14 protein-coding genes are annotated in these 19,997 nt (G+C 42.4%); 8 read left to right on the top strand and 6 right to left on the bottom strand.

Annotation, left to right across the window (positions count from 1 at the left end; all coding sequences use genetic code 11):
* Window positions 1-123: 123 nt before the first annotated feature.
* A complete protein-coding gene (locus L4C33_RS09955) occupies window positions 124-1,164 on the top strand; it encodes a GGDEF domain-containing protein (protein ID WP_428812288.1) in 1,041 nt (346 codons plus the stop codon).
* A gap of 102 nt (window positions 1,165-1,266) precedes the next feature.
* On the opposite strand, the gene L4C33_RS09950 is transcribed toward L4C33_RS09955, so the two are convergent.
* Window positions 1,267-1,812 (bottom strand): GNAT family N-acetyltransferase, encoded by a 546-nt coding sequence (locus L4C33_RS09950; RefSeq protein ID WP_428812286.1) that lies wholly within the window; start codon window positions 1,810-1,812, stop codon window positions 1,267-1,269.
* A 165-nt stretch (window positions 1,813-1,977) separates the two neighbouring features.
* Between L4C33_RS09950 and L4C33_RS09945 the strand changes: the two genes are divergently transcribed.
* The 3 genes from L4C33_RS09945 (at window position 1,978) to dcuC (ending at window position 6,120) form a co-directional block, all read left to right on the top strand.
* Window positions 1,978-3,120, top strand: coding sequence for an acyl-CoA desaturase (locus L4C33_RS09945; RefSeq protein WP_428812285.1), 1,143 nt, complete (start codon window positions 1,978-1,980; stop codon window positions 3,118-3,120).
* Window positions 3,121-3,407: 287 nt separating this feature from the next.
* Window positions 3,408-4,448 carry a GGDEF domain-containing protein gene (locus L4C33_RS09940; protein WP_428812284.1) on the top strand — a complete coding sequence of 347 codons (1,041 nt, stop codon included), beginning with the start codon at window positions 3,408-3,410 and terminating at the stop codon, window positions 4,446-4,448.
* Window positions 4,449-4,752: 304 nt separating this feature from the next.
* Complete coding sequence (gene dcuC / locus L4C33_RS09935; RefSeq protein WP_428812283.1) at window positions 4,753-6,120, top strand: anaerobic C4-dicarboxylate transporter DcuC; 1,368 nt, start codon at window positions 4,753-4,755, stop codon at window positions 6,118-6,120.
* Window positions 6,121-6,653: 533 nt separating this feature from the next.
* On the opposite strand, the gene L4C33_RS09930 is transcribed toward dcuC, so the two are convergent.
* Window positions 6,654-8,645, bottom strand: a complete 1,992-nt coding sequence (locus L4C33_RS09930; RefSeq protein ID WP_428812282.1) for a DEAD/DEAH box helicase — start codon at window positions 8,643-8,645, stop codon at window positions 6,654-6,656.
* Between the two features lie 374 nt (window positions 8,646-9,019).
* Here L4C33_RS09930 and rnb point away from each other — a divergent pair, with 374 nt between their 5' ends.
* Window positions 9,020-11,029 carry an exoribonuclease II gene (gene rnb, locus L4C33_RS09925; RefSeq protein ID WP_428812281.1) on the top strand — a complete coding sequence of 670 codons (2,010 nt, stop codon included), beginning with the start codon at window positions 9,020-9,022 and terminating at the stop codon, window positions 11,027-11,029.
* Between the two features lie 97 nt (window positions 11,030-11,126).
* Complete coding sequence (locus L4C33_RS09920; protein ID WP_428812287.1) at window positions 11,127-11,930, top strand: helix-turn-helix transcriptional regulator; 804 nt, start codon at window positions 11,127-11,129, stop codon at window positions 11,928-11,930.
* 70 nt (window positions 11,931-12,000) lie between these two features.
* On the opposite strand, the gene L4C33_RS09915 is transcribed toward L4C33_RS09920, so the two are convergent.
* Window positions 12,001-12,354 carry a DUF3024 domain-containing protein gene (locus L4C33_RS09915; RefSeq protein ID WP_428812280.1) on the bottom strand — a complete coding sequence of 118 codons (354 nt, stop codon included), beginning with the start codon at window positions 12,352-12,354 and terminating at the stop codon, window positions 12,001-12,003.
* Between the two features lie 204 nt (window positions 12,355-12,558).
* On the opposite strand from L4C33_RS09915, the gene L4C33_RS09910 reads away from it, so the two are divergent.
* Window positions 12,559-13,374: a phosphate ABC transporter substrate-binding protein gene (locus L4C33_RS09910; protein ID WP_428812279.1), complete on the top strand. Its 816-nt coding sequence runs from the start codon at window positions 12,559-12,561 to the stop codon at window positions 13,372-13,374.
* A gap of 122 nt (window positions 13,375-13,496) precedes the next feature.
* Here the strand turns inward: L4C33_RS09910 and L4C33_RS09905 are convergent, their stop codons facing one another.
* The gene (locus L4C33_RS09905; protein ID WP_428812278.1) at window positions 13,497-13,835 is read right to left on the bottom strand and encodes a YggL 50S ribosome-binding family protein; all 339 of its coding nucleotides are present in this window, start codon (window positions 13,833-13,835) and stop codon (window positions 13,497-13,499) included.
* A gap of 205 nt (window positions 13,836-14,040) precedes the next feature.
* Between L4C33_RS09905 and L4C33_RS09900 the strand changes: the two genes are divergently transcribed.
* Window positions 14,041-16,077, top strand: coding sequence for a PhoX family protein (locus tag L4C33_RS09900; RefSeq protein WP_428812277.1), 2,037 nt, complete (start codon window positions 14,041-14,043; stop codon window positions 16,075-16,077).
* A 118-nt stretch (window positions 16,078-16,195) separates the two neighbouring features.
* Here the strand turns inward: L4C33_RS09900 and L4C33_RS09895 are convergent, their stop codons facing one another.
* Entirely contained in the window at window positions 16,196-17,359 is a 1,164-nt protein-coding gene (locus tag L4C33_RS09895) for a serine hydrolase (protein WP_489686433.1), read from the bottom strand.
* Between the two features lie 216 nt (window positions 17,360-17,575).
* The gene (locus tag L4C33_RS09890; RefSeq protein ID WP_428812275.1) at window positions 17,576-19,576 is read right to left on the bottom strand and encodes a methyl-accepting chemotaxis protein; all 2,001 of its coding nucleotides are present in this window, start codon (window positions 19,574-19,576) and stop codon (window positions 17,576-17,578) included.
* Between the last annotated feature and the right edge of the window lie 421 nt (window positions 19,577-19,997).

Raw genomic sequence — 19,997 nt, 5'->3', positions numbered from 1 at the left:
AGTACAGTATACCTATCATACTTTAGTAACTCATATGAACTAGAGTGACCTAGCGAAAACATGCGATCTTATTCGGGCTTTAAACAGCTAAAATATCGGACTTATTTTAACAATCAAGTCTACTTGCCTTACGCAAAATTTGTCTATATTCCGATTGTAATGTTTATGGGCTTTGTCATTACCGACATCATTCATTTTGCTGACTCAAGTTACCTACCCGTCATATTACGAATGGTTACCTGCGCAGGAATGATCGCCAGTGCGTATTACTGCCTCCAGTACCGACCTCGCTACTTTCAAACATTCGAGTCAGGCTTACTCATCGTTGCGTCATTGTTTCTTGTTTACGTTGGTCAGTTCGCAATTGGGTTACAGAACTATGATTATCAAGGCGGGTTACTGCTCGTCATGATTTACATAGGAACGTTCTCCCGAATGTCTGCGCGCTACAGTGTGCCTTCCTTAATTGTGGCTTTTCTCTGCTATATTGCTGGCCTAGCGCCACTTTTATACGATATTGACCCTCACCATGAGATTGAAAGCATTTCAATTCACGTATCCGCTTTTATTTTGATTGTTGCTGCTTGTTTTAGACGAGATCTAGAAGTCAATAAACGCTTTATTCAAGCTCAGCAATTACGTAAACAGGCGATATTACTGCGCCAACAAACCCGAAAATTCAAAGCTCTGTCTTATGTGGATTCGCTGACACAATGTTTTAACCGACTCTATTTACACCAGATATTAGAACCAAAACTTAACCAGCAAGAATCAGTCACGATTTATATGTTGGATCTCGATTTCTTTAAATCGGTCAACGATACATATGGGCATACCGTTGGCGATAGAGTACTTAGAGAAACGGCAAGTAACTTAATGCAGTTAACGCCCGCGAACGCTCACTGCATTCGTTATGGAGGGGAAGAATTTTTAGTATTAGCGGCAGGCTTAACTCAGGAACAAAGCCTTGAACTTGGTGATACTTTTCTCTCAGCAACACAAACGATTAAACTACCGAATCAAAAGTCGGATATAACCCTTTCTGTTGGAGCTACATTTTCCACGCATACATCGTCTGTTTTAGATACTTTGATCGAACAGGCTGACCAAGCGCTTTACCATTCGAAAGAGAACGGACGAAATCAAACGTCATGGCACTCTTAAATAGTCCCCATTAAGTTAGACCAAAACGAAAAAGCACATGTATCAACTGATAGCATGTGCTTTTCTAGTTTTTAAGCTGATGATTCAGCCCAATGACTAAAACTAAGAGTACGACACTTCCTGGGTATGTTGTGCCATTTCTTTAGGGGATTTCCACGAGTAGACTTTTTCTTTTACTTTGCTTCCACATGGAGCATCCCAAATTTGCTCAATTTCTTCTTTTCCACCAATAGAGGAATAGAAACCAATTGCTTGGGTATTTGCAGACATTACTTCAAGGTAAAGACCTGAATCACCAAAGTATTGCTCTAGCCACGTAGAAAGCTCTCTAAGTAATACTCTTCCTGCACCTCTGCCTCGGTGACTATCATCWACATGCAAAGCATCGATAAAAGTACCGCGATCAAAATTATGATTGCCGAATGCACATACAAAGCCGATCAATAAGCCACCTTCTTCAAGGAGCAATACGTGTTGATTGAAAGGAGGATTGATAAGACGTGTTTGCCAGATAACCGAGCGGTCATCATAGACTTCATTTTCTAAGTAATCGTCAGCCAAAATCCCTTTATAATACTTTTTCCAACTATCAGCGTGTAATTGAGCAATCCGCTCAAAATCCTTATATTCCGCTACTCTAATTTCCATTTATTAGCCCTTATTACTTCCATTTGGCGCTTGTCTCTACATTTAACACTACCCTGTCCTACATTTAAAGCAAAACATACTAATCACATTTTACATATTCATAATTGACTTACACCTGTACGCTGATATTCTAGCGCACAGTTGTAAGCTCAAAGGATTTTTGTCATGACTACTGACATTCAACAGCAGGAAAAAAAGCCACCATTAATATGGCTCAACATCTTCATTTTTGCTTCTAGCATGCTTTTGGCAGCTGTCGCAGCACCAATCTACGGTTACTTTTTCGGTTACGGTGCAGAACATTGGCTTTGGCTACTGATCTGTTTTTGCTTTTGTAACCTATCTATTACAACCGGTTACCACAGACTTTGGTCACACAAAGCGTTTGAAGCGCATGCTAGCCTACGCTTTCTGTTCGCTCTTGGTGGTGCTTTCGCCCTTCAAAATAGTGCGTTGCACTGGTCTTCTGACCATCGTGTTCACCACAAGCATGTCGACAACAACGACAAAGACCCTTATTCAGCAAAGCGCGGTTTTTGGTATTCACACATAGGTTGGATGCTTCGTCACTACAATAGAGAGACATACGACGATTACTCTAACTGTCGTGATTTGAAAAAAGACAAAATTCTAATGTGGCAGCACAAGTATTACATCCAACTTGCGCTTCTAATGAACATTGGCGTTCCTATGCTATTAGGCGTTATTTATGGCGATGTTGTAGGCATGCTGCTAATCGTAGGCGCTGTGCGTTTGGTTCTGAACCATCATACGACTTTCTTTATTAATTCTTTAGCTCATATCTGGGGTTCACAGCCTTTCACTGATAAAAATACAGCTCGTGACAACGGCGTGCTTGCTTTCCTGACCTTTGGTGAGGGTTACCATAATTTTCACCACATTTTTGAAAATGATTATCGTAACGGCATTTATTGGTGGCAGTACGATCCAACTAAATGGATCATTAAAGCGTCATCAATGGTGGGCTTAGCTTCTAAGCTACGACAAACACCACAAGTACGTATTGATAAAGCTCGTGCTGCTATGATGTTAAAGCGCACGCAAAATAAGATCAGTCATTTGCCAGATAGACAGCAAGTTGCTGAACGCTTACAAGCTGACTTCGACGCTTTAGTAAACAGTATGAATGAATACTATGAAGTGAAAAAACAGCTTCTAGAAAGCAAGAAAGAAAACGTAGTGAAGAAATATGAGCACTCCGTTTTGAAGCTTCGCTATGAAAAAATCAAATCTGATCTAGAACATCAGCAAATGATTTGGCGACAAACTGTGACTCAATATTCTTAACATAGTTATCGTAAGAAGTGCTACCCATCGGGTGGCACTTTTCTTTTCCCGCTCAGTAAACAGCTAGTCGCCACCAACAACAGCCCCCCAATCACCTTCATTGTGATCAAGACCAAACGCCTACTTCGTAAAATTTGCACTTCTCATTCTTTAGTCATAGTTTTTAATAGTATTGCGATTAAAATCAGATAAATATCAATGCAAATACTGGCATATGTACTAGCTTGACGCTGTTTAGTTCATTGCTATCTCGTCAACTTTATCTAGGGTGTAACTGAGGAGTACGTATGGAACGATCCAGGTTCATCTTTGAAAGCGGTTACGATGGTATTTTTGACCTTCACAACCATAGGCGAGTATTAAAGTTTATCGTTGTAGTGACATTGCTCACCATGCTTCCCCTCATCATCAAAAATTACTACATCGAAGAAACAGCGCTCGYGACCTTATTGCTTACCTTTGAGATCAGTTTAATGATTGAGGTCTATGGTATTTTATATAAGCAAAAGCCCATACTCGGCTACTTTGTTCCCCTCGGCCTACTCGCGGTATCGATTGTTGTTAGCGTGCATACGTTCGGAACGTTAGCCACCTATTGGACATTCCCCATTATTACTGCCGTGGTATTTATTATTCCTCGGAAATCAGCTTTGGTGATTAATAGTTTTATTATCGTTGGTACTTGTGTAGCTGCATTTCAGCATCAGGAATCCATTGTGACACTTCGCTTTGGGATCGCCCTTCTGTGTTGCGCGACAATCTCCCACTTCGCAATAGAAGCCGTTAGAAGGCTTCAGCATGACTTACGTTACTTATCTACCCGCGATTCACTCACAGGTGCATTAAACCGGCATCAACTTGACGATTATCTTGAAGATGCCTCTCGGGGTAATGAGTTAGGGACAGTTGGATCAATGGCGATAATTGATATTGACCATTTCAAACAAGTGAATGATCAATACGGGCATGATGTGGGTGATGAGATCATAAAGATCGTCGTCGAGCTCATCAATCAAAACTCAAGACAACGGGATTTACTGTTTCGATTAGGTGGAGATGAGTTCTTACTACTCTTCAATAACACCCCAAAAGAAAAAGCCCATCAAATAGTGTCCAGTATTGCTCATAAGGTTCGTACTCAGCAGTACCCACAACAAGCAAAAGTGACATTAAGCATAGGTATTGCTGAATCGATTGCAGAGCAAGATATAGAGCAGTGGTTTAAACGCGCTGATGTCGCACTGTATGAAGCCAAACACGCGGGGCGCGATGCCATCCATCAAGATCAAGTTGTTAGCCCTCCAACCCCGTCAAATGTATCCGTTTAAGTCCTGTTTTGGCGCTTTGCCTTATGATTTAAGAGCTTTCACCTCTTATCCAGTTTATTGCCCTTCATCCTCCTATCTAATGCGATCTTTTCCTAGTCATAAATTCCAGTCAGACTAAAAGTTGAAATTAACAGCAGCACAACATCTCTAAAACAATCTCTATTACCAAATTTAATAACAATTTAATTCGTTGCTTTAGATCATGAGAAGTCCAGTTTGGAGTCGTGCTACAGAACGCTTTTCTGTACATTAAATGACATATTCTGAAACACTTTCTTAAATTTCTAACTTAATGGGGATGTCTATGTTAGAGCTCTTAATCGGTTTAGTAGTCACGATTGCTGTCGGTTACTTCATTGTGAAAGGATACAAAGCTGCCGGCGTATTGCTTACTGCTGGTCTTGCATTACTTTTAATTACAGGTCTTATTGGTCACACGGTACTACCCGCTAAAGTTGCTTCTACCGGTAATATGGTGACCGACTCTTTAGAGTTTGTTAAATACATGCTCCAGTACCGTGGTGGCGGCTTAGGTATGCAAATCATGCTTCTATGTGGTTTTGCTTCATACATGACGCATATCGGTGCTAATAACGTCGTTGTTAAACAGTTTTCTAAACCATTATCCGTTATTAAATCGCCTTACGTTCTTCTTGTTGCTGCATACATTGTTGCATGTCTAATGTCGCTGGCAGTTAGCTCAGCTACAGGCTTAGGCGTACTACTAATGGCAACCCTATTCCCTATGATGACTGCTATGGGTATTTCACGTCCTGCTGCGGTTGCAGTGTGCGCTTCACCAGCTGCTATTATTCTTTCACCGACTTCAGGTGACGTTGTTATCGCTGCCGAGAAATCAGGTTTAGCGTTAGATGTATTTGCAGTTCAAACCGTTTTACCAGTTTCAATTTGTGCGATCATCGTAATGGCTGGGGCAGCTTTCTTCTGGAATAAATATCTAGATAAGAAAGACAATACACCGATGGAAAAAATTGATGTGTCGGAAATTGAGGCAAATGCACCTGCTTTCTACGCAGCACTTCCTTTCCTTCCTATCTTCGGTGTTTTCCTGTTTAACGGTCGCACGATTCCTGGTCTTCAGTTAGATATTTACACGATTGTAGTCGGATCTATCTTTTTAGGAGCTGCTGTTGACTATATCGTTAAGAAATTTGACGGTGAGAAAACTTTAGAAGATTTAGATTCTTGTTATCAAGGTATGGCTGACGCGTTTAAAGGCGTGGTAATGCTGTTAGTTGCGGCAGGTGTCTTTGCTCAAGGCTTAATGTCTATCGGTGCTATCGATAACCTAATTGGCCTTGCAGAAGCTGCTGGCGCTGGTGGTATCGCACTAATGTTAATCCTAACGGGTCTAACGGTAGCAGCAGCGATTGCGACTGGTTCGGGTAATGCTCCTTTCTACGCCTTCGTTGAGCTAGCTCCTTCTCTTGCTGCAAAGATGGGACTAAACCCTGCGTTCCTAATCATTCCTATGCTTCAAGCTTCAAACCTTGGTCGTACAATTTCTCCAGTATCTGGTGTAGTTGTCGCGACATCTGGCATGGGTAAAATCAGTCCATTTGAAGTCGTGAAGCGTACATCAGTGCCTGTAATTTGTGGTTTAATTACGGTGATCTTCGGTACTCTCGTTCTAGTACCAATGGCTGCGTAGTTTAATAGTAGTTTAGACTCGACTTTATTAGGACAGCTTAAACGTTACCAAGTCACTCTTAACGAGTAACAACCACAAAAAGATTAACAGCAAGCCTAGTCTTCATTCTCATTGCAGAGTGAGGCTAGGTTTTTTATTACCTCTCCTTTGAGCATCTCCCCTCCCTCTACTCTATGTGTGTGCAATAACTATATGGTGAACATCACCTTAAAGCCCACGTGAGGGATACGGCAAGGGACATAAGCAGGCAACACAAAACGCAGCCTTAATAGCTTAACCGCCTTGCTGTTGCAGCTACCAATTACTACTTCTTACTTCTTACTTCTTACTTCTTACTTCTTACTTCTTACTTCTTACTTCTTACTTCTTACTTCTTACTTCTTACTTCTTACTTCTTACTTCTTACTTCTTACAGATGAATCTATTTTATCGACTTAGGAGTGCCAATGTATTTAATGGCAATTTTGTTCAAACGAAAAAAAGCCGAGCTAAATGCTCGGCTTCTTATTTATTTCATTCGGTAATCTTAATGATTAGCCTTCGTTACGGTCGCTACGACGTGGACGTCCAGCATTGCCACCGTTGTTGCCGTTACCATGGCCACGTTCGCCACGGTGGTTACCACGGTGATCGCCACCACGGTTACGGTCGAAACGACGCTCGCCATCACGGCCGCCTTCACGGTTGCCATCGCGGTTTCCGTCACGGTTGCCACGGTATCCACCACGACCGCCTTCACGGTTACCACCTTCGCGGTTGCCGCCTTCACGGTTACCACGGTAGCCGCCACCATCACGACCGCCACGACCGCCGCCACGGTTGCCATCACGACCGCCGCCGCCACGACGAGGCTCACGGAAGTCGTTGAAATCAACAACTACAGCGCCAGCTTCTTTTTGACGAATGCGAAGTTTGCTTAGCTTACCAGCAGTTTCAGAGTTCATTGCTTTTGGCAGTTGAACGTAAGTAGAACCTTGGTCAAGCTTGATAGCACCGATAGAGCCTTTAGTTAGGCCTAGTTCGTTTGCTAGTGCGCCAACGATGTCTTTAACCTGAACGCCTTGCTCACGACCAACTTGTAGTTGGTATGTATCCCAATCTTGAGTATTGAAGTTACGACCACCACCATCACGGCCATTGTCACGATCTTCACGACGCTCTTTACGACGGTTCTTATCGCGCTCGATAGCAGCAATCATTGGGTCTTCGCCAACGTAGAATAGAGGGCTCTTACCTTGCTGACGCTTAAGAAGCATAGCAGCTAGAGTAGCAGCATCTACTTCTAGAGATTCTTGTAGTGTAGAGATTAAACCTGCGAAGTTTTCTAGAGCTTTGCTCTCTTTCTCAGTTTCAAGCTCAGCACCTAGCTTAGCAACACGTGCAGCTGCAACTTGGTCACGTAGAGGAAGTTGAATTTCTTCCATTTGAGACTTAGTTACGCGCTCGATAGTGCGAAGCATACGGATTTGGTTAGTGCGAACTAGTAGGATCGCTTTACCTTTACGTCCAGCACGGCCAGTACGACCAATACGGTGGATGTAAGATTCAACATCGAATGGGATGTCGTAGTTAAATACGTGAGTGATACGTGGAACATCAAGACCACGTGCTACAACGTCAGTTGCAACTAGGATATCGATAACACCTTGTTTGATGTGATCAACAGTGCGCTCACGTAGAGACTGAGGAATATCACCGTGCAGTGCAGCAGCTTTGAAGCCACGTGCAGATAGCCAATCAGCTAGACGCTCAGTATCTTGACGAGTACGTACGAATACGATTGACGCGTCAGTTTCTTCAGTTTCAAGAAGACGAGACATTGCTTCGTCTTTTTCTACGCCTTTAACAACCCAGAAGTTCTGCGCTACTTTGTCAACTGTGTGGTTAGTACCAGCAACGTCAACTTTTGCAGGGTTACGTAGGTAACGGTCAACAATAGTCTTAACCATCGGAGGCATAGTTGCAGAGAAAAGTACACGTTGTGCAGATTCTGGAGCTTGCTCTAGGATCCAAGTAACGTCATCTACGAAACCCATTTTTAGCATTTCATCTGCTTCATCAAGAACAAATGTGTGTGCTTCATCTAGGTGTAGACGGTCACGAGTAAGTAAGTCTTTAACACGACCAGGAGTACCAACAACAATGTGAGCACCGCGGCTTAGAGCGCGCATTTGGTCAACGATTGAAGCACCACCGTAGATTTCAAGAACCTTAAGACCTTTGATATCACGGCCAAGGTTTTTGATTTCCGCAGCAACTTGAATCGCTAGCTCACGAGTAGGAGCCATGATGATTGCTTGTGGTTTGTGTTGGTTCAGGTTGATTTTGTTAAGCAGAGGCAGAGAGAATGCAGCTGTTTTACCAGTACCTGTCTGTGCTTTACCTAGTGCGTCACGGCCTTCAAGAAGAAGAGGAATTGCTGCTGCTTGGATTGGAGTTGGAGAAACGAAACCCATGCTATCAAGAGCTGAAAGAATGTTATCGTTTAGGGCTAATTCATTAAATTGAATTACAGATTCGGACATTGGGATCCCACTATATATAAGTAAACAAAAGGTCCCGGAAGCTCTACCAATTCCAATACTGATCCAATCAGATACTGATTCCGTTCAGTTGCGAAGCAGTAGTAAAACGCATCAAGCCGTTAGGGACGTCTAAGGGAGGCGGATTATTCCCTAAATGCATAAAAAAAGCCAGAAAAAATTGAAATACATCACATATTTTTCTTAATAAAGAAGAATGTGAGCACCATATCGACAATTTTTGATCGTTATCCCACCAATCCGCATTATCTCATTTTATAGAAAACAATTTCTAAGTGCTTCCGCTTTGCTTTGGCTAGTAATCATGTTCCGCAATGATTATAGTGTGCCCAATTGTTCTCGACGAAAAAAGTAAGATGTTTCAAGATAATCCGTTACTCGCACAGCTTAAGCAACAAATCCAAGAAACCCTCCCTAAAAAGGAAGGCATAATCAAAGCGACTGAAAAAGGTTTCGGCTTTTTGGAAGTCGATAGCAAAACAAGCTTCTTTATCCCGCCACCGTATATGAAGAAATGCGTACATGGCGATAAAGTGGTTGCTATTATCCGTACCGAAAAAGAAAAGGAAGTTGCTGAGCCAGAGGAACTTATCGAACAAGGTCTTACTCGCTTCATTGCAAGAGTTAAGCTATTTAAAGGTCGCTTGAACGTTATTCCTGATCATCCCGCGCTTAAAAAGCTTCAGTTAAAAGCCAAAGCGAAAAAAGGCGTAAACCCTGAAACGCTAAACGAAGGCGATTGGGTTGTAGCACACATCGTTCAACACCCTTTAAAAGGTGACAACGGTTTCCTTGCTGAGATTTCTGAAAAAATCACTGATGCTGATGACAAGATTGCACCTTGGTGGGTAACACTAGCTCAAAACGATCTACCGAATAAGGAGCCAGCTGGTATCGATGATTGGCAAATCAACGRCGACGCAGATCTTGAACGTGTAGACATGACCCACATCCCTTTTGTGACTATCGATGGCGAAAGCACAAAAGATATGGATGATGCGTTATACGCAACAAAAAAAGAGAATGGCGATTTTGAACTGACTATCGCGATTGCAGACCCGACAGCGTACATCTCTCCTGATGATGCGATGGACAAAGTAGCTCGCGAGCGTGGCTTCACGATTTACCTTCCAGGTCGTAATATTCCAATGTTACCGCGAGACCTTGCAGACAACTTATGTTCATTGATTGAAAATGAATTACGCCCTGCTCTTTGCTGTACTGTCACAGTAACAAAAGACGGTGTAATTAATGACGATATTAATTTCTTCGCTGCAAACATCAAATCACACGCCCGCTTAGCTTACAGCCATGTTTCTGATTGGCTGGAAACCGGTGCTTCAGAGCAATGGCAACCAACCGAAGAAATCGCAGGCGTTGTTAGTAATCTACATGAGTTTGCACARGCTCGCTCTCAATGGCGTCAGGCTAATGCAGTTGTATTCCCAGACCGCCCTGACTACCGATTTGAGTTAAGCGAAGACAATGATGTTGTCGCTATTCATGCTGACATGCGTCGCAGTGCAAACAAGCTGGTTGAAGAAGCGATGATCAGTGCAAACATCTGTGCAGGTCGCATCTTAAAATCTACTTTCGACCAAGGTGTATTCAACTGCCATGCAGGTTTCAAAACTGAAAAGTTGAAGGACGTTCTTGAGCTGGTAAATCCAGAAGCAGAAACACCTTATACAGAAGAACAGATCAGCTCTCTTGAAGGTTTTGCTTCTTTACGTCGTTGGTTAGGCACTTTAGACACGCCTTATTTCGACAACCGTATTCGTAAATACCAAGCTTACAGTGAAATCAGCAACCAACCGTTACCGCATTTTGCTATGGGTTTAGACATCTACGCGACTTGGACTTCTCCAATTCGTAAATATGGTGACATGATTAACCACCGTATGTTGAAAGCGCATGTGCTAGGAAAGACGCCAGTTCAAACACCTGACGAAACCGTAGGTGATGAACTAGCTCTACACCGCAGATACCACGGCATGGCGGAACGCAACGTCGCAAACTGGTTGTATGCCCGCACGTTAGCAAACGCACCATCAGAGGAAACTCGCTTCCAAGCCGAAATCTTCGATATTAACCGTGCAGGTATGCGTATACGCTTACTTGAAAACGGAGCGGCTGCTTTTATTCCAGGTTCTCTAATTCTTGATAATAAAGAACGAATTGAATGCAATGGTGACCTAGGCACTGTTAGTATTGATAAAGAACTGGTATATAAGACTGGTGACTGTTTAGAGATTGTTCTTACAGAAGTGAATCAAGAAAGTCGTAACTTAGTCGCAAAGCCTACTCAAGTCTTTGCAGAAGAAGTTAAAGAATCTWAACGCACTCGGTTAGCCAATAACTTCTAAATATAAAAGGCGCTTTCTGCGCCTTTTTAATAAATGCTATATAAACATAATAATTGCGCAATACTGATTTGCCGCTGAGGATATGAATACGTCAATTATGCCTGCTATCAAAGTTACGCACTTTTCAGCTTTTTCCTCTCGAAAAAGAGAACGTTACCCCGCGACCAAGAACGGTATTTTTGTCGTGACGAACGGTACTCTATCGTTTACTAAACCGAGTGGGTTAAAAGCACTTTTAACAAAGGGGGAGTTTGCGCTTTATAGCACAGGTGACATATCGAACGTCAAAATTGAACCTGGAGACGGCCCGTTTACAGCGCTTTCTATCGACTTCGATCTTTCTATATTCCAGTTCTATCGCAACCAATTTGACGATACGGACATTCCCAAAGCGCCAGATCGATACCTGAAGTTTGATCAAAACGACACCCGCATATGCCAGATTAAAAATATGATTTTGGACTTAGCTAGTGAACCAGAACAGAATGACTTCCTGCTGACTCACCTGTCTCTTTCGATGTTGGCGTTAATGGTAAAAAAACACCCTCCAATACTCTCAGTCATCGCTAAAGCGGCTCAACTCACTGTGTCTCAGAAAGTGATTTCGTACATCGACAACAATCTAGAACACAATATCACTTTGGATACACTTGCTGCGCACATGGGCATGTCGTCAGCCACTCTTAAAAGACGTTTAGCATCTGAACAGTTATCTTTTTCAAGTTTACTTAAAGTGAAACGTCTTACTTACGCAGCTACACAGTTACGTATAACTACTCACTCCATTACCCAAATCGCCTACGAAGCTGGGTTTAAAAGCGCTGCCCACTTTAGTACTGCGTTCAAAAACACACACGGAATGACCCCAAAAGACTTTCGTCTTAACTTCATCGAAGTCTAATTATATAGCGGAGTGGTTCTTTTCGGCGCTACCGAATAGAAAGGGGGTTTGCCACAGCTTCGCGCTTCTGCTACGACCAAAAGTAGGATTTAGGATCCTTTTCGATTTCTCGTAATATCGTATTCAGGTTTTCGGTTGAAGGAAGGAATGGATAAGGCATCCAATTAATGTCTTGTTCTTCGTCACAAGGTATAAACACTAACCATCGGTACACCGTTTCATCAAATGTCACCTTCGCAACGCTACTTATGTATTCTGAGTGACTCGAATCCAATAAATAGTGAGCTTTAGAAAAGGTGACTCCATTCTCGCAGGGTTCATACATAGACTTTCCTAATTCAACAGGCAGGTTGGCATTTCTGTTCATGCATAAGCGCTTAGCGCTGATCAACAGCCTACTGACTTCCATATGAATCACTGACATAAAAATCTCATAAAATGACTCTGCTAATGGGGTGAAATAGTGAAAAGTAGATGTACTCTCCATGAGCTTAGAAGAGTCTTACCGATAGATCCACTGTGCATGTTCGGTTTAATTTATTGCTTTACTCCCTCTTCTGGGGTTTCACAAAACTGTCATCAATAAGTCATATCATAAGCGAAAATCATACTAAATATGGAGTTCACTATGTTACGAGTCGCGCTTGCTTCTCTACTTTCCCTTTCATTATCAGCGCCGACGGTACTTGCTCAAGAAACGAATATTTCGGGTTCAACTTCGGTTGCTCGCGTAATGGACGTATTAGCCGAAGAGTACAATAAGACTCATCCTGACAACTTTATTGCAGTACAAGGGGTAGGCTCTACCGCTGGTATTACTCTAGTGAATAAAGGAGTGGCAGACATAGGTATGAGTTCACGCTACCTGACCGAACGTGAACAAGGAGAAAACCTAAGCGTTTTCCCTATCGCTTTTGATGGATTGGCTGTCGTTGTAAACCGTTCAAACGGTGTGACTAACGTTTCGCGTGAACAGTTGTTCAATATATACAAAGGCAAAGTAACGAACTGGAAAGAAATCGGTGGTGAAGATAAACCAATTGCAGTGGTAACTCGTGAGGCTTCATCGGGTTCTCGTTACAGCTTTGAGAGCCTATTGGGCTTAACTAAAATTATCAACGGCCGCTTAGTATCAGACATCAACCCAAACAACCTGGTCGTAAACAATAACAGCATGGTGAAAACCATTGTTAACCATAACCCTCACGCTATAGGTTTTGTGTCAGTTGGATCCGTAGACCGTTCTATCAAAGCCATCAGCTTTGAAGACGTTCAACCAACATCTAAAAATATAGCGAACCGTAGTTACGAACTTTCTCGTCCTTTTTTACTACTGCATCGTAAAGATAACCTAACGAAGGAAAGTTCTGATTTCATCAAGTTTGTTACATCGATTGAAGGTCAAAACCTCATTGATGAATATGGTTACACTAAGCTTAAATAACCGACCAATATTTATAACGAACGCCAATTTACGATAAGTACTGTGATTATCAATTCAACCTCGTTCTAAACAAAAAAGGCTCTAAGTTTAATACCTAGAGCCTTTTTAATATTTAATACGTCTTATGCGTAGTTAGCATCCACAAGTTCACTTGTTTCTACTTTACTTACCTCTGCACGGTTTTCTAACCAAGCAGAAACTAAACCTTTTTCTTCTTCAGTCACAGAACGGTAGCGTTCAGTTGAGCATAAGAAACCTTCAAACAGTTCAAGACCACCGCCGCCAAAGCACAAGTCAATGCTATCAATATAATCAATGAACTCATCAACAAAAAGATCATAGCTGTCGAAGTCTTTAATAGACGTTACACAGCTCACTTCAAAACCCAGTATGGCAAATTCACCTAAATACAATTTTTTACGAATACGACGATTTTTATTGTCTAGCTTTTCAAGTTTCATGATGTTCTCTCTGATTGTTTCAATACGCTATTTATACACAGTTACACGCCATTTCCAAAGGCTTTGATCGCAATATTTCACACTTTCCAGAAAGGTAATAATTTAGAAACAAAAGCTTAACCAAAGTTGCGATAAAACGTCATGCTTGTCTATCAGGATTGCTCTCAAATAATTTCCAATAACCATTACAAATTAGGAACATAAAATGAGCAAGGAAACCTTTGACGGTACTTTATTTAATAAAAGCAAAAATAAGCCTTTTGAAAAGGTATTAGAAGCGAGTCTTTCTCGCCGAAAAGTGCTCAAAGGAGGCCTAGGGTTAAGCGCTATGACAGCGTTTGGTGCCTTTGGGCTTTCAGGTTGTAGTTCATCTCCAGCCTCGTCTATGGCGACTCCTCTTAAAAACCAACGCAGTAATGCCGTGCTCAATTTCGAATCTGTCGCGGGTTCGCTTACAGATGGTGTTGTAGTACCCAAAGGTTACTCAGCTCAAGTACTCGTGCCATGGGGAACTCCTCTAAATGCATCTGCCAACCCTTGGAAATCTGATGGTTCAAATACGTCAGAAGATCAAGCTAATGCATTAGGCATGCATCACGATGGAATGCATTTCTTTCCTCTTAATACGAGTGGAACCGACGGTTTACTCGTCATTAACCATGAATACATCGACAGCGATGCTTTGCATCCAAATGGGCCAACATCTGAAAATAACATCCGAACTATTATCGATGAAGTTCGTAAAGAAATTAACGCACACGGCGTTAGCGTTGTGCGTATAACCCTAGAATCCAACCGCTGGGTGCTTTCTGACACCGATCCATTAAATAGACGCTATACAGGCGCAACAGTGATGGATATATCCGGTCCTTTGGCTCATCACGCATCAGTTAAGACTAAATTCTCGCAAGATGGTAGCCAAGCGCGTGGAACATTAAACAACTGTGGTAATGGCTCTACGCCTTGGGGAACTTACTTAACCTGTGAAGAAAATTGGCCAGGTTACTTTGTTAACAAAGGAACATTGAGTAAAGACCAAAAACGTATTGGCGTTTCTACCACTACAACACGTTACGGCTGGGATACTGTCGCAGGAAGCAAAGAAGAGCGCTTAGATGAGTTTGCACGTTTTGATGTCACTCCTACCGGAACTAGTGCGCTAGACGACTATCGTAACGAAGCCAACGGGCACGGTTACATAGTGGAAATTGACCCATATACGCAGCACTCTCGTGCAAAAAAACGAACTGCACTAGGACGCTTCCGCCATGAAGGTTGTACTTTCGGTCGGTTAACAGAAGGTGAACCTGTCGTTTTCTATTCTGGTCATGATTCTCGATTTGAGTATTTGTACAAGTTCGTTTCTGAAGCTAAATGGGATCCTGCTGACGCAAACCCAAGTAATCGCCTCAGCACAGGTGATAAGTACATGGATAAAGGAACGCTATATGTAGCGAGGTTCAATGACGACAGTTCTGGTAGTTGGCTTCCATTAACTCTAGAAAGCAAAACAACAAGTGGCGCAACGCTTGATGATAGTTTTGATTCTCTTGCAGACATCATCATAAATACAGCTGGCGCTGCTGATCTTGTAGGCGCAACGCCTATGGACCGCCCAGAGTGGTGTTCTGTCGACCCGATTACGGGTACTGCTTACTTAACACTAACCAATAATACCAAACGAAAAGAAGGTAACTCTTCTAACCCTCGTATTAACAATAAGTTTGGCCATGTTATTCGTTGGGACGAAGGTAAAGAAGCGACAGACTTCGAATGGGATATCTTTGTATTTGGTGCACCTGAAAATGGCGGTAGCGATATTAACCGCTCAGGGCTAACAGACATGAACCAATTCGCAAGCCCTGATGGGTTGGCCTTCGACGGCCGTGGTATTCTTTGGATTCAAACCGATAATGGTGCTTCCGAAGTCACTAGCTACACCAATGACCAAATGCTGGCCGTTGTTCCATCGACCATCATTGATGAGAATGGCGAAAGTGATGTTATCAATGCCGGTAACCAAGCTCAGCTTAAACGCTTCTTTGTCGGACCAAATGGCTGTGAAGTTACAGGCTTTACTATCAGTCCTGATTACAAATCGCTCTTCGTTAACATTCAGCACCCATCTAACTGGCCTTATAGTGAAGATGCGACGCAAGTGACGCCAGCAGGTGTAAATATTAGACCGAGAGCCGCAACCGTAGTGATCCGTCGTAACGATGGTGGAGAAATTGCCGTCTAGATTGAGWTTTCGACTCTAGCTTTTGGGTTCAAACCCAAAGAACAAACAGCAAAGGCGAAGTCGGTGACTTCGCCTTTTATTTTAGCTAATAGGCTTTTTATTGAATGTCTTTAAGACGTTAAGAGAACAGCCCTGCAAAAAACAGTTTTACCGTGTCGAACAAACGCTTAAACAAGCTGCCCTGCTCGATAGACTCCAATGCTATTAGAGGTTGAGTTTTTACATCTTCACCATCAACGCTGTAATGCACCAGACCTAATATATCGCCTTCTGCTATTGGCGCTTTAAGATCAGAATTAAGCTCTACAGACGCAGTCAATTTCTTAGTATCACTTTTCGGTAGAGTAACGTAAGCATCTTCCCCAACTCCCAACTTGATAGAGTCTTGCTCTCCAAACCAGATACGCTCCACCGCAACTTCATCGCCACTGCTATGTGGTTTTACCGTGTCAAAAAATCGGAAGCCATAGCTCAGTAGCTGTTTACTTTCAGACTCACGGCTCTTGGTACTCTTAGAACCCATCACTACGGCGATTAAACGCATCTCACCCTGAGTCGCAGAACTAGCAAGGCTATAACCCGCCCCAGATGTATAGCCCGTTTTCATTCCATCAACATCCATACTGCGATCTCTCAATAAACCGTTGCGGTTATATTGGGTGATCCCGTTATAGGTAAACGAGCGCTCACTGTACAAGCTATAAATATTTGGTAAATCACGAATAATCGCCTGACCTAACAAAGCAATATCGTAAGGGGTTGAATAAAGGTCTTGCGAGTCCAATCCATGTGCATTGGCAAATTGRGTATTGTTCAGATTTAAGCTCGCAGCCCACGAATTCATTAACCCAACAAACGCATCTTCTGAGCCAGCCACATGCTCGGCTATTGCAACACTTGCATCGTTACCAGATTGGATAATCAAACCACGATATAGATCCATCATTTTGACGTCGGTGCCCACTTCTATGAACATTTTCGACGAGTCGGGGAAGTTTTTTGCCCAAGCGTTTTCGCTAATTCGGACTTTATCCGTGTCTGAGATGTTACCGCGCTTCATTTCTTGCCCAGCAACATAGCTGGTCATAAGCTTGGTAAGACTTGCTGGGTTTAGTGGCTCGTTCGCGTTTTTTTCAACAATGACTTCGCCAGAATTAAAATCAATGAGTACATAACCTTTAGCACCTAACGTCGGTGCATCAGGAACAATGGTAGGAACAGCAAAAGCGCTAGATATGAATGATAGAGAACTGATAAGCACTAATGGAATCTTTAAAGACATGGTCATGAGAGGGGTTTCCTAAGTAATCATATACCTAGTATATATAGCCCTATCATTAAAAAAGGAGGAGGTTTACCAACATTTACGTTTAACTTGCTTTGGTTACAATTGGTTTGAAAATAATGAGGTGCCCATCAAGAAAAAGAGCCTAAACATACAGTTAAGTGATGCATTAAGCCCTTTCACATTCAATCTTTTAACAGAACAATTCTAAGCCTACGACAGTTTAAACTTATTCATTTCTTGATTTAACTCCGTCACCTGATCTCGAACTTGATTAGTAGTGACATCCGATTTCAAACAGATGGACGACACTCCTTCAACTGAATGTGTAACACCGTCCACCAGCTCAGTAATGGCTGACGTAGCCGTAGATTGCTGTTCTGCAGCAGACGCCAAGTTTAGCATTTGATCGTTTAGACTCGTGATTAACCCAATTGTCGAGTTCAGCTTTTCTACTGCTTGCTCGGTATGGGTTGACCCTTCTTTAGCTAGCCCTTGGCTCAACTCGATTTCTTTCACAACCGACGACGTCGATGTTTGAATCGCATTTACAATGCTATTAATCTCAGTAGTTGATTCAGTGGTACGCGTTGCAAGCATCCTTACCTCATCTGCCACTACTGCAAATCCGCGGCCATACTCACCAGCACGTGCTGCTTCAATGGCTGCGTTTAACGCAAGTAAATTAGTTTGCTCAGCTAAGCCTTCAATAACTTCCGTTACTCGCCCAATCGCTTCGCTCTCTTTACTGAGTTCAAGTACAAGACGGTTCGCTTTATCGATGGTTTCATCAAGTTTAATCGCGACGTTTCGATTACTTTCTAGTGAAGAAGTCCCCTCGCTTAACTCTTGTTGTGAGTTAGACAGTGATTGAACCGATTCTTGAGCCAGCATTGAGGTGTTATTGGCTGACAATGAAACTTCGCCTATCTCTTGGCTCATACGATCAATATTTAGCTTTTGATTTTCAACTTGATTCAGAGTTTCTCTATTACATTGAAGTAACTCAGACATGCTTGAGTCAACCTGACCAGCCTTACCCGTTACCCCTTTCACGATATCACGCAATGAATCGTTCATTTGATTGATAGAGACAGTCAAAGTCGTCAGTTCATCTTGGCCTACGACCTTCAAGTTTGATTGCGATACATCACCTTGCGCGATTAATTCAGCACGTTGAGCAATACTTGATACACGCATACCAATACTGCGCCCCAAAAAGCGAGCAATGAGTACAGCAATAAGAGAGACGATAACCGCAGCCGCGATCAATAGCGTGCTGACCTGCTCAACATTTTTCTGAATACCTAGTCCACTTTTATCCGCTATTGCTTGTTGGTCAGACACGATTTTATCTAGGCTAACTTCCAATTTATTCGCACTTGGAAGCACAATATCAGACATATAAGCGTTGGCTTTATTCCAGTCGGACGACTGCCTTAACGCAATCACCTGCTCCGCAAGTGGAAAATAAAGTTGCTGCATTTCCTTGAACAAATCCCACAGGCCTTTGTCGCTTCTAGAAAGTAATTCAACTTTACTGTCGATTTCCGACACAGACTTATTATGGGCCTTTATGAAATCTGCGTATTTATCGAGATAATCCTCGTGACCATAGATCAAAAAATCACGCATGGCGGCTAATGCATTGGCTAAGGAAGTATAGCTATCGGCATACAAACGGAATAGACGCTTTCTTTCCCCACCGTCTTGATTAGAAGCCTCATCGTTAATAAGACCTTGAATTTGGTCCAGTGCAACCTCCGCAATTGGAGCGGCTTCATTAATAAAAAGATTATGTGCTGGAAGGTTTTCATCGCTATGTGCGAGTTCACTTAGTGTACTAAGTGATTGTTCGAAATCTTGCCATTCAAGCAAGATTTGTTGATAACGCTCTGCCGACAAATGTTGTTCCAAAATAGGCAAAGTATTTAGAGTATTCTCAGAGATCGACGATAACGTCGAAAGCTGTTGCTGACCAAGTGTTTCATCATTACCAAGCAGCATATATGCACGAATGGTCGATAAACTGGCTTGCACTGATTGACCAATCGTTCGGCTGGTTTCCACCGTTGGCAAATCCGTGTTCAGTAATGATTCTGTATGCTGTTCAACGGTCGTAACACTACGATAAGTAAAACTAGCAGAAACGATAAATAGTACGACAAGTAACAGAAAACTTAACTGTAACTTACTGGATATCGAAAGCTTCATCCCTAAGCTCCTTAAACAAATTTGGGCTAATATACCATGAGTTACCAAATTGTTAACTTTTTCGAAAATTTGCTGTGATAGCTATCTCTTTCGTACAAATTATTGTGACATCATACGACTCGTTAAAATCCAATTTAAAACACACGTTGACTAGTATTCCTACACAGCCTGACTGTACTCCTTAATATCTAGTGGTAATCAAACAAAAAAGCCAGCTACGCACAGAGCGAAACTGACTTTTAACAAATTAGGCTAAACCACTTATTCTACAATCGGCAACACCTGTTTTACATAATCACCAGGAGCAGAACCAATCACAGGGTTTATTTCAGAACCCTGATTAAACGGCTCTCTCTTTTCATCCGATTCAAACCCTTGTAGCCATTGATCCCAATGCACCCACCATGAACCTTCGTTATGA

This window comes from Vibrio makurazakiensis (genome assembly GCF_050337375.1).
GTDB lineage: Bacteria > Pseudomonadota > Gammaproteobacteria > Enterobacterales > Vibrionaceae > Vibrio > Vibrio makurazakiensis.
Note: the sequence above shows the minus strand (reverse complement) of the source record. Positions and strands in the feature narration are given on the sequence as shown.

Coding starts and splice junctions, on each gene's coding strand:
- L4C33_RS09945 (WP_428812285.1), top strand. CDS start 1,978: ATGACTACTGACATTCAACAGCAGGAAAAAAAGCCACCATTAATATGG.
- dcuC (WP_428812283.1), top strand. CDS start 4,753: ATGTTAGAGCTCTTAATCGGTTTAGTAGTCACGATTGCTGTCGGTTAC.
- L4C33_RS09930 (WP_428812282.1), bottom strand. CDS start 8,645: ATGTCCGAATCTGTAATTCAATTTAATGAATTAGCCCTAAACGATAAC.
- L4C33_RS09920 (WP_428812287.1), top strand. CDS start 11,127: ATGCCTGCTATCAAAGTTACGCACTTTTCAGCTTTTTCCTCTCGAAAA.
- L4C33_RS09915 (WP_428812280.1), bottom strand. CDS start 12,354: ATGTCAGTGATTCATATGGAAGTCAGTAGGCTGTTGATCAGCGCTAAG.
- L4C33_RS09910 (WP_428812279.1), top strand. CDS start 12,559: ATGTTACGAGTCGCGCTTGCTTCTCTACTTTCCCTTTCATTATCAGCG.
- L4C33_RS09905 (WP_428812278.1), bottom strand. CDS start 13,835: ATGAAACTTGAAAAGCTAGACAATAAAAATCGTCGTATTCGTAAAAAA.
- L4C33_RS09900 (WP_428812277.1), top strand. CDS start 14,041: ATGAGCAAGGAAACCTTTGACGGTACTTTATTTAATAAAAGCAAAAAT.
- L4C33_RS09890 (WP_428812275.1), bottom strand. CDS start 19,576: ATGAAGCTTTCGATATCCAGTAAGTTACAGTTAAGTTTTCTGTTACTT.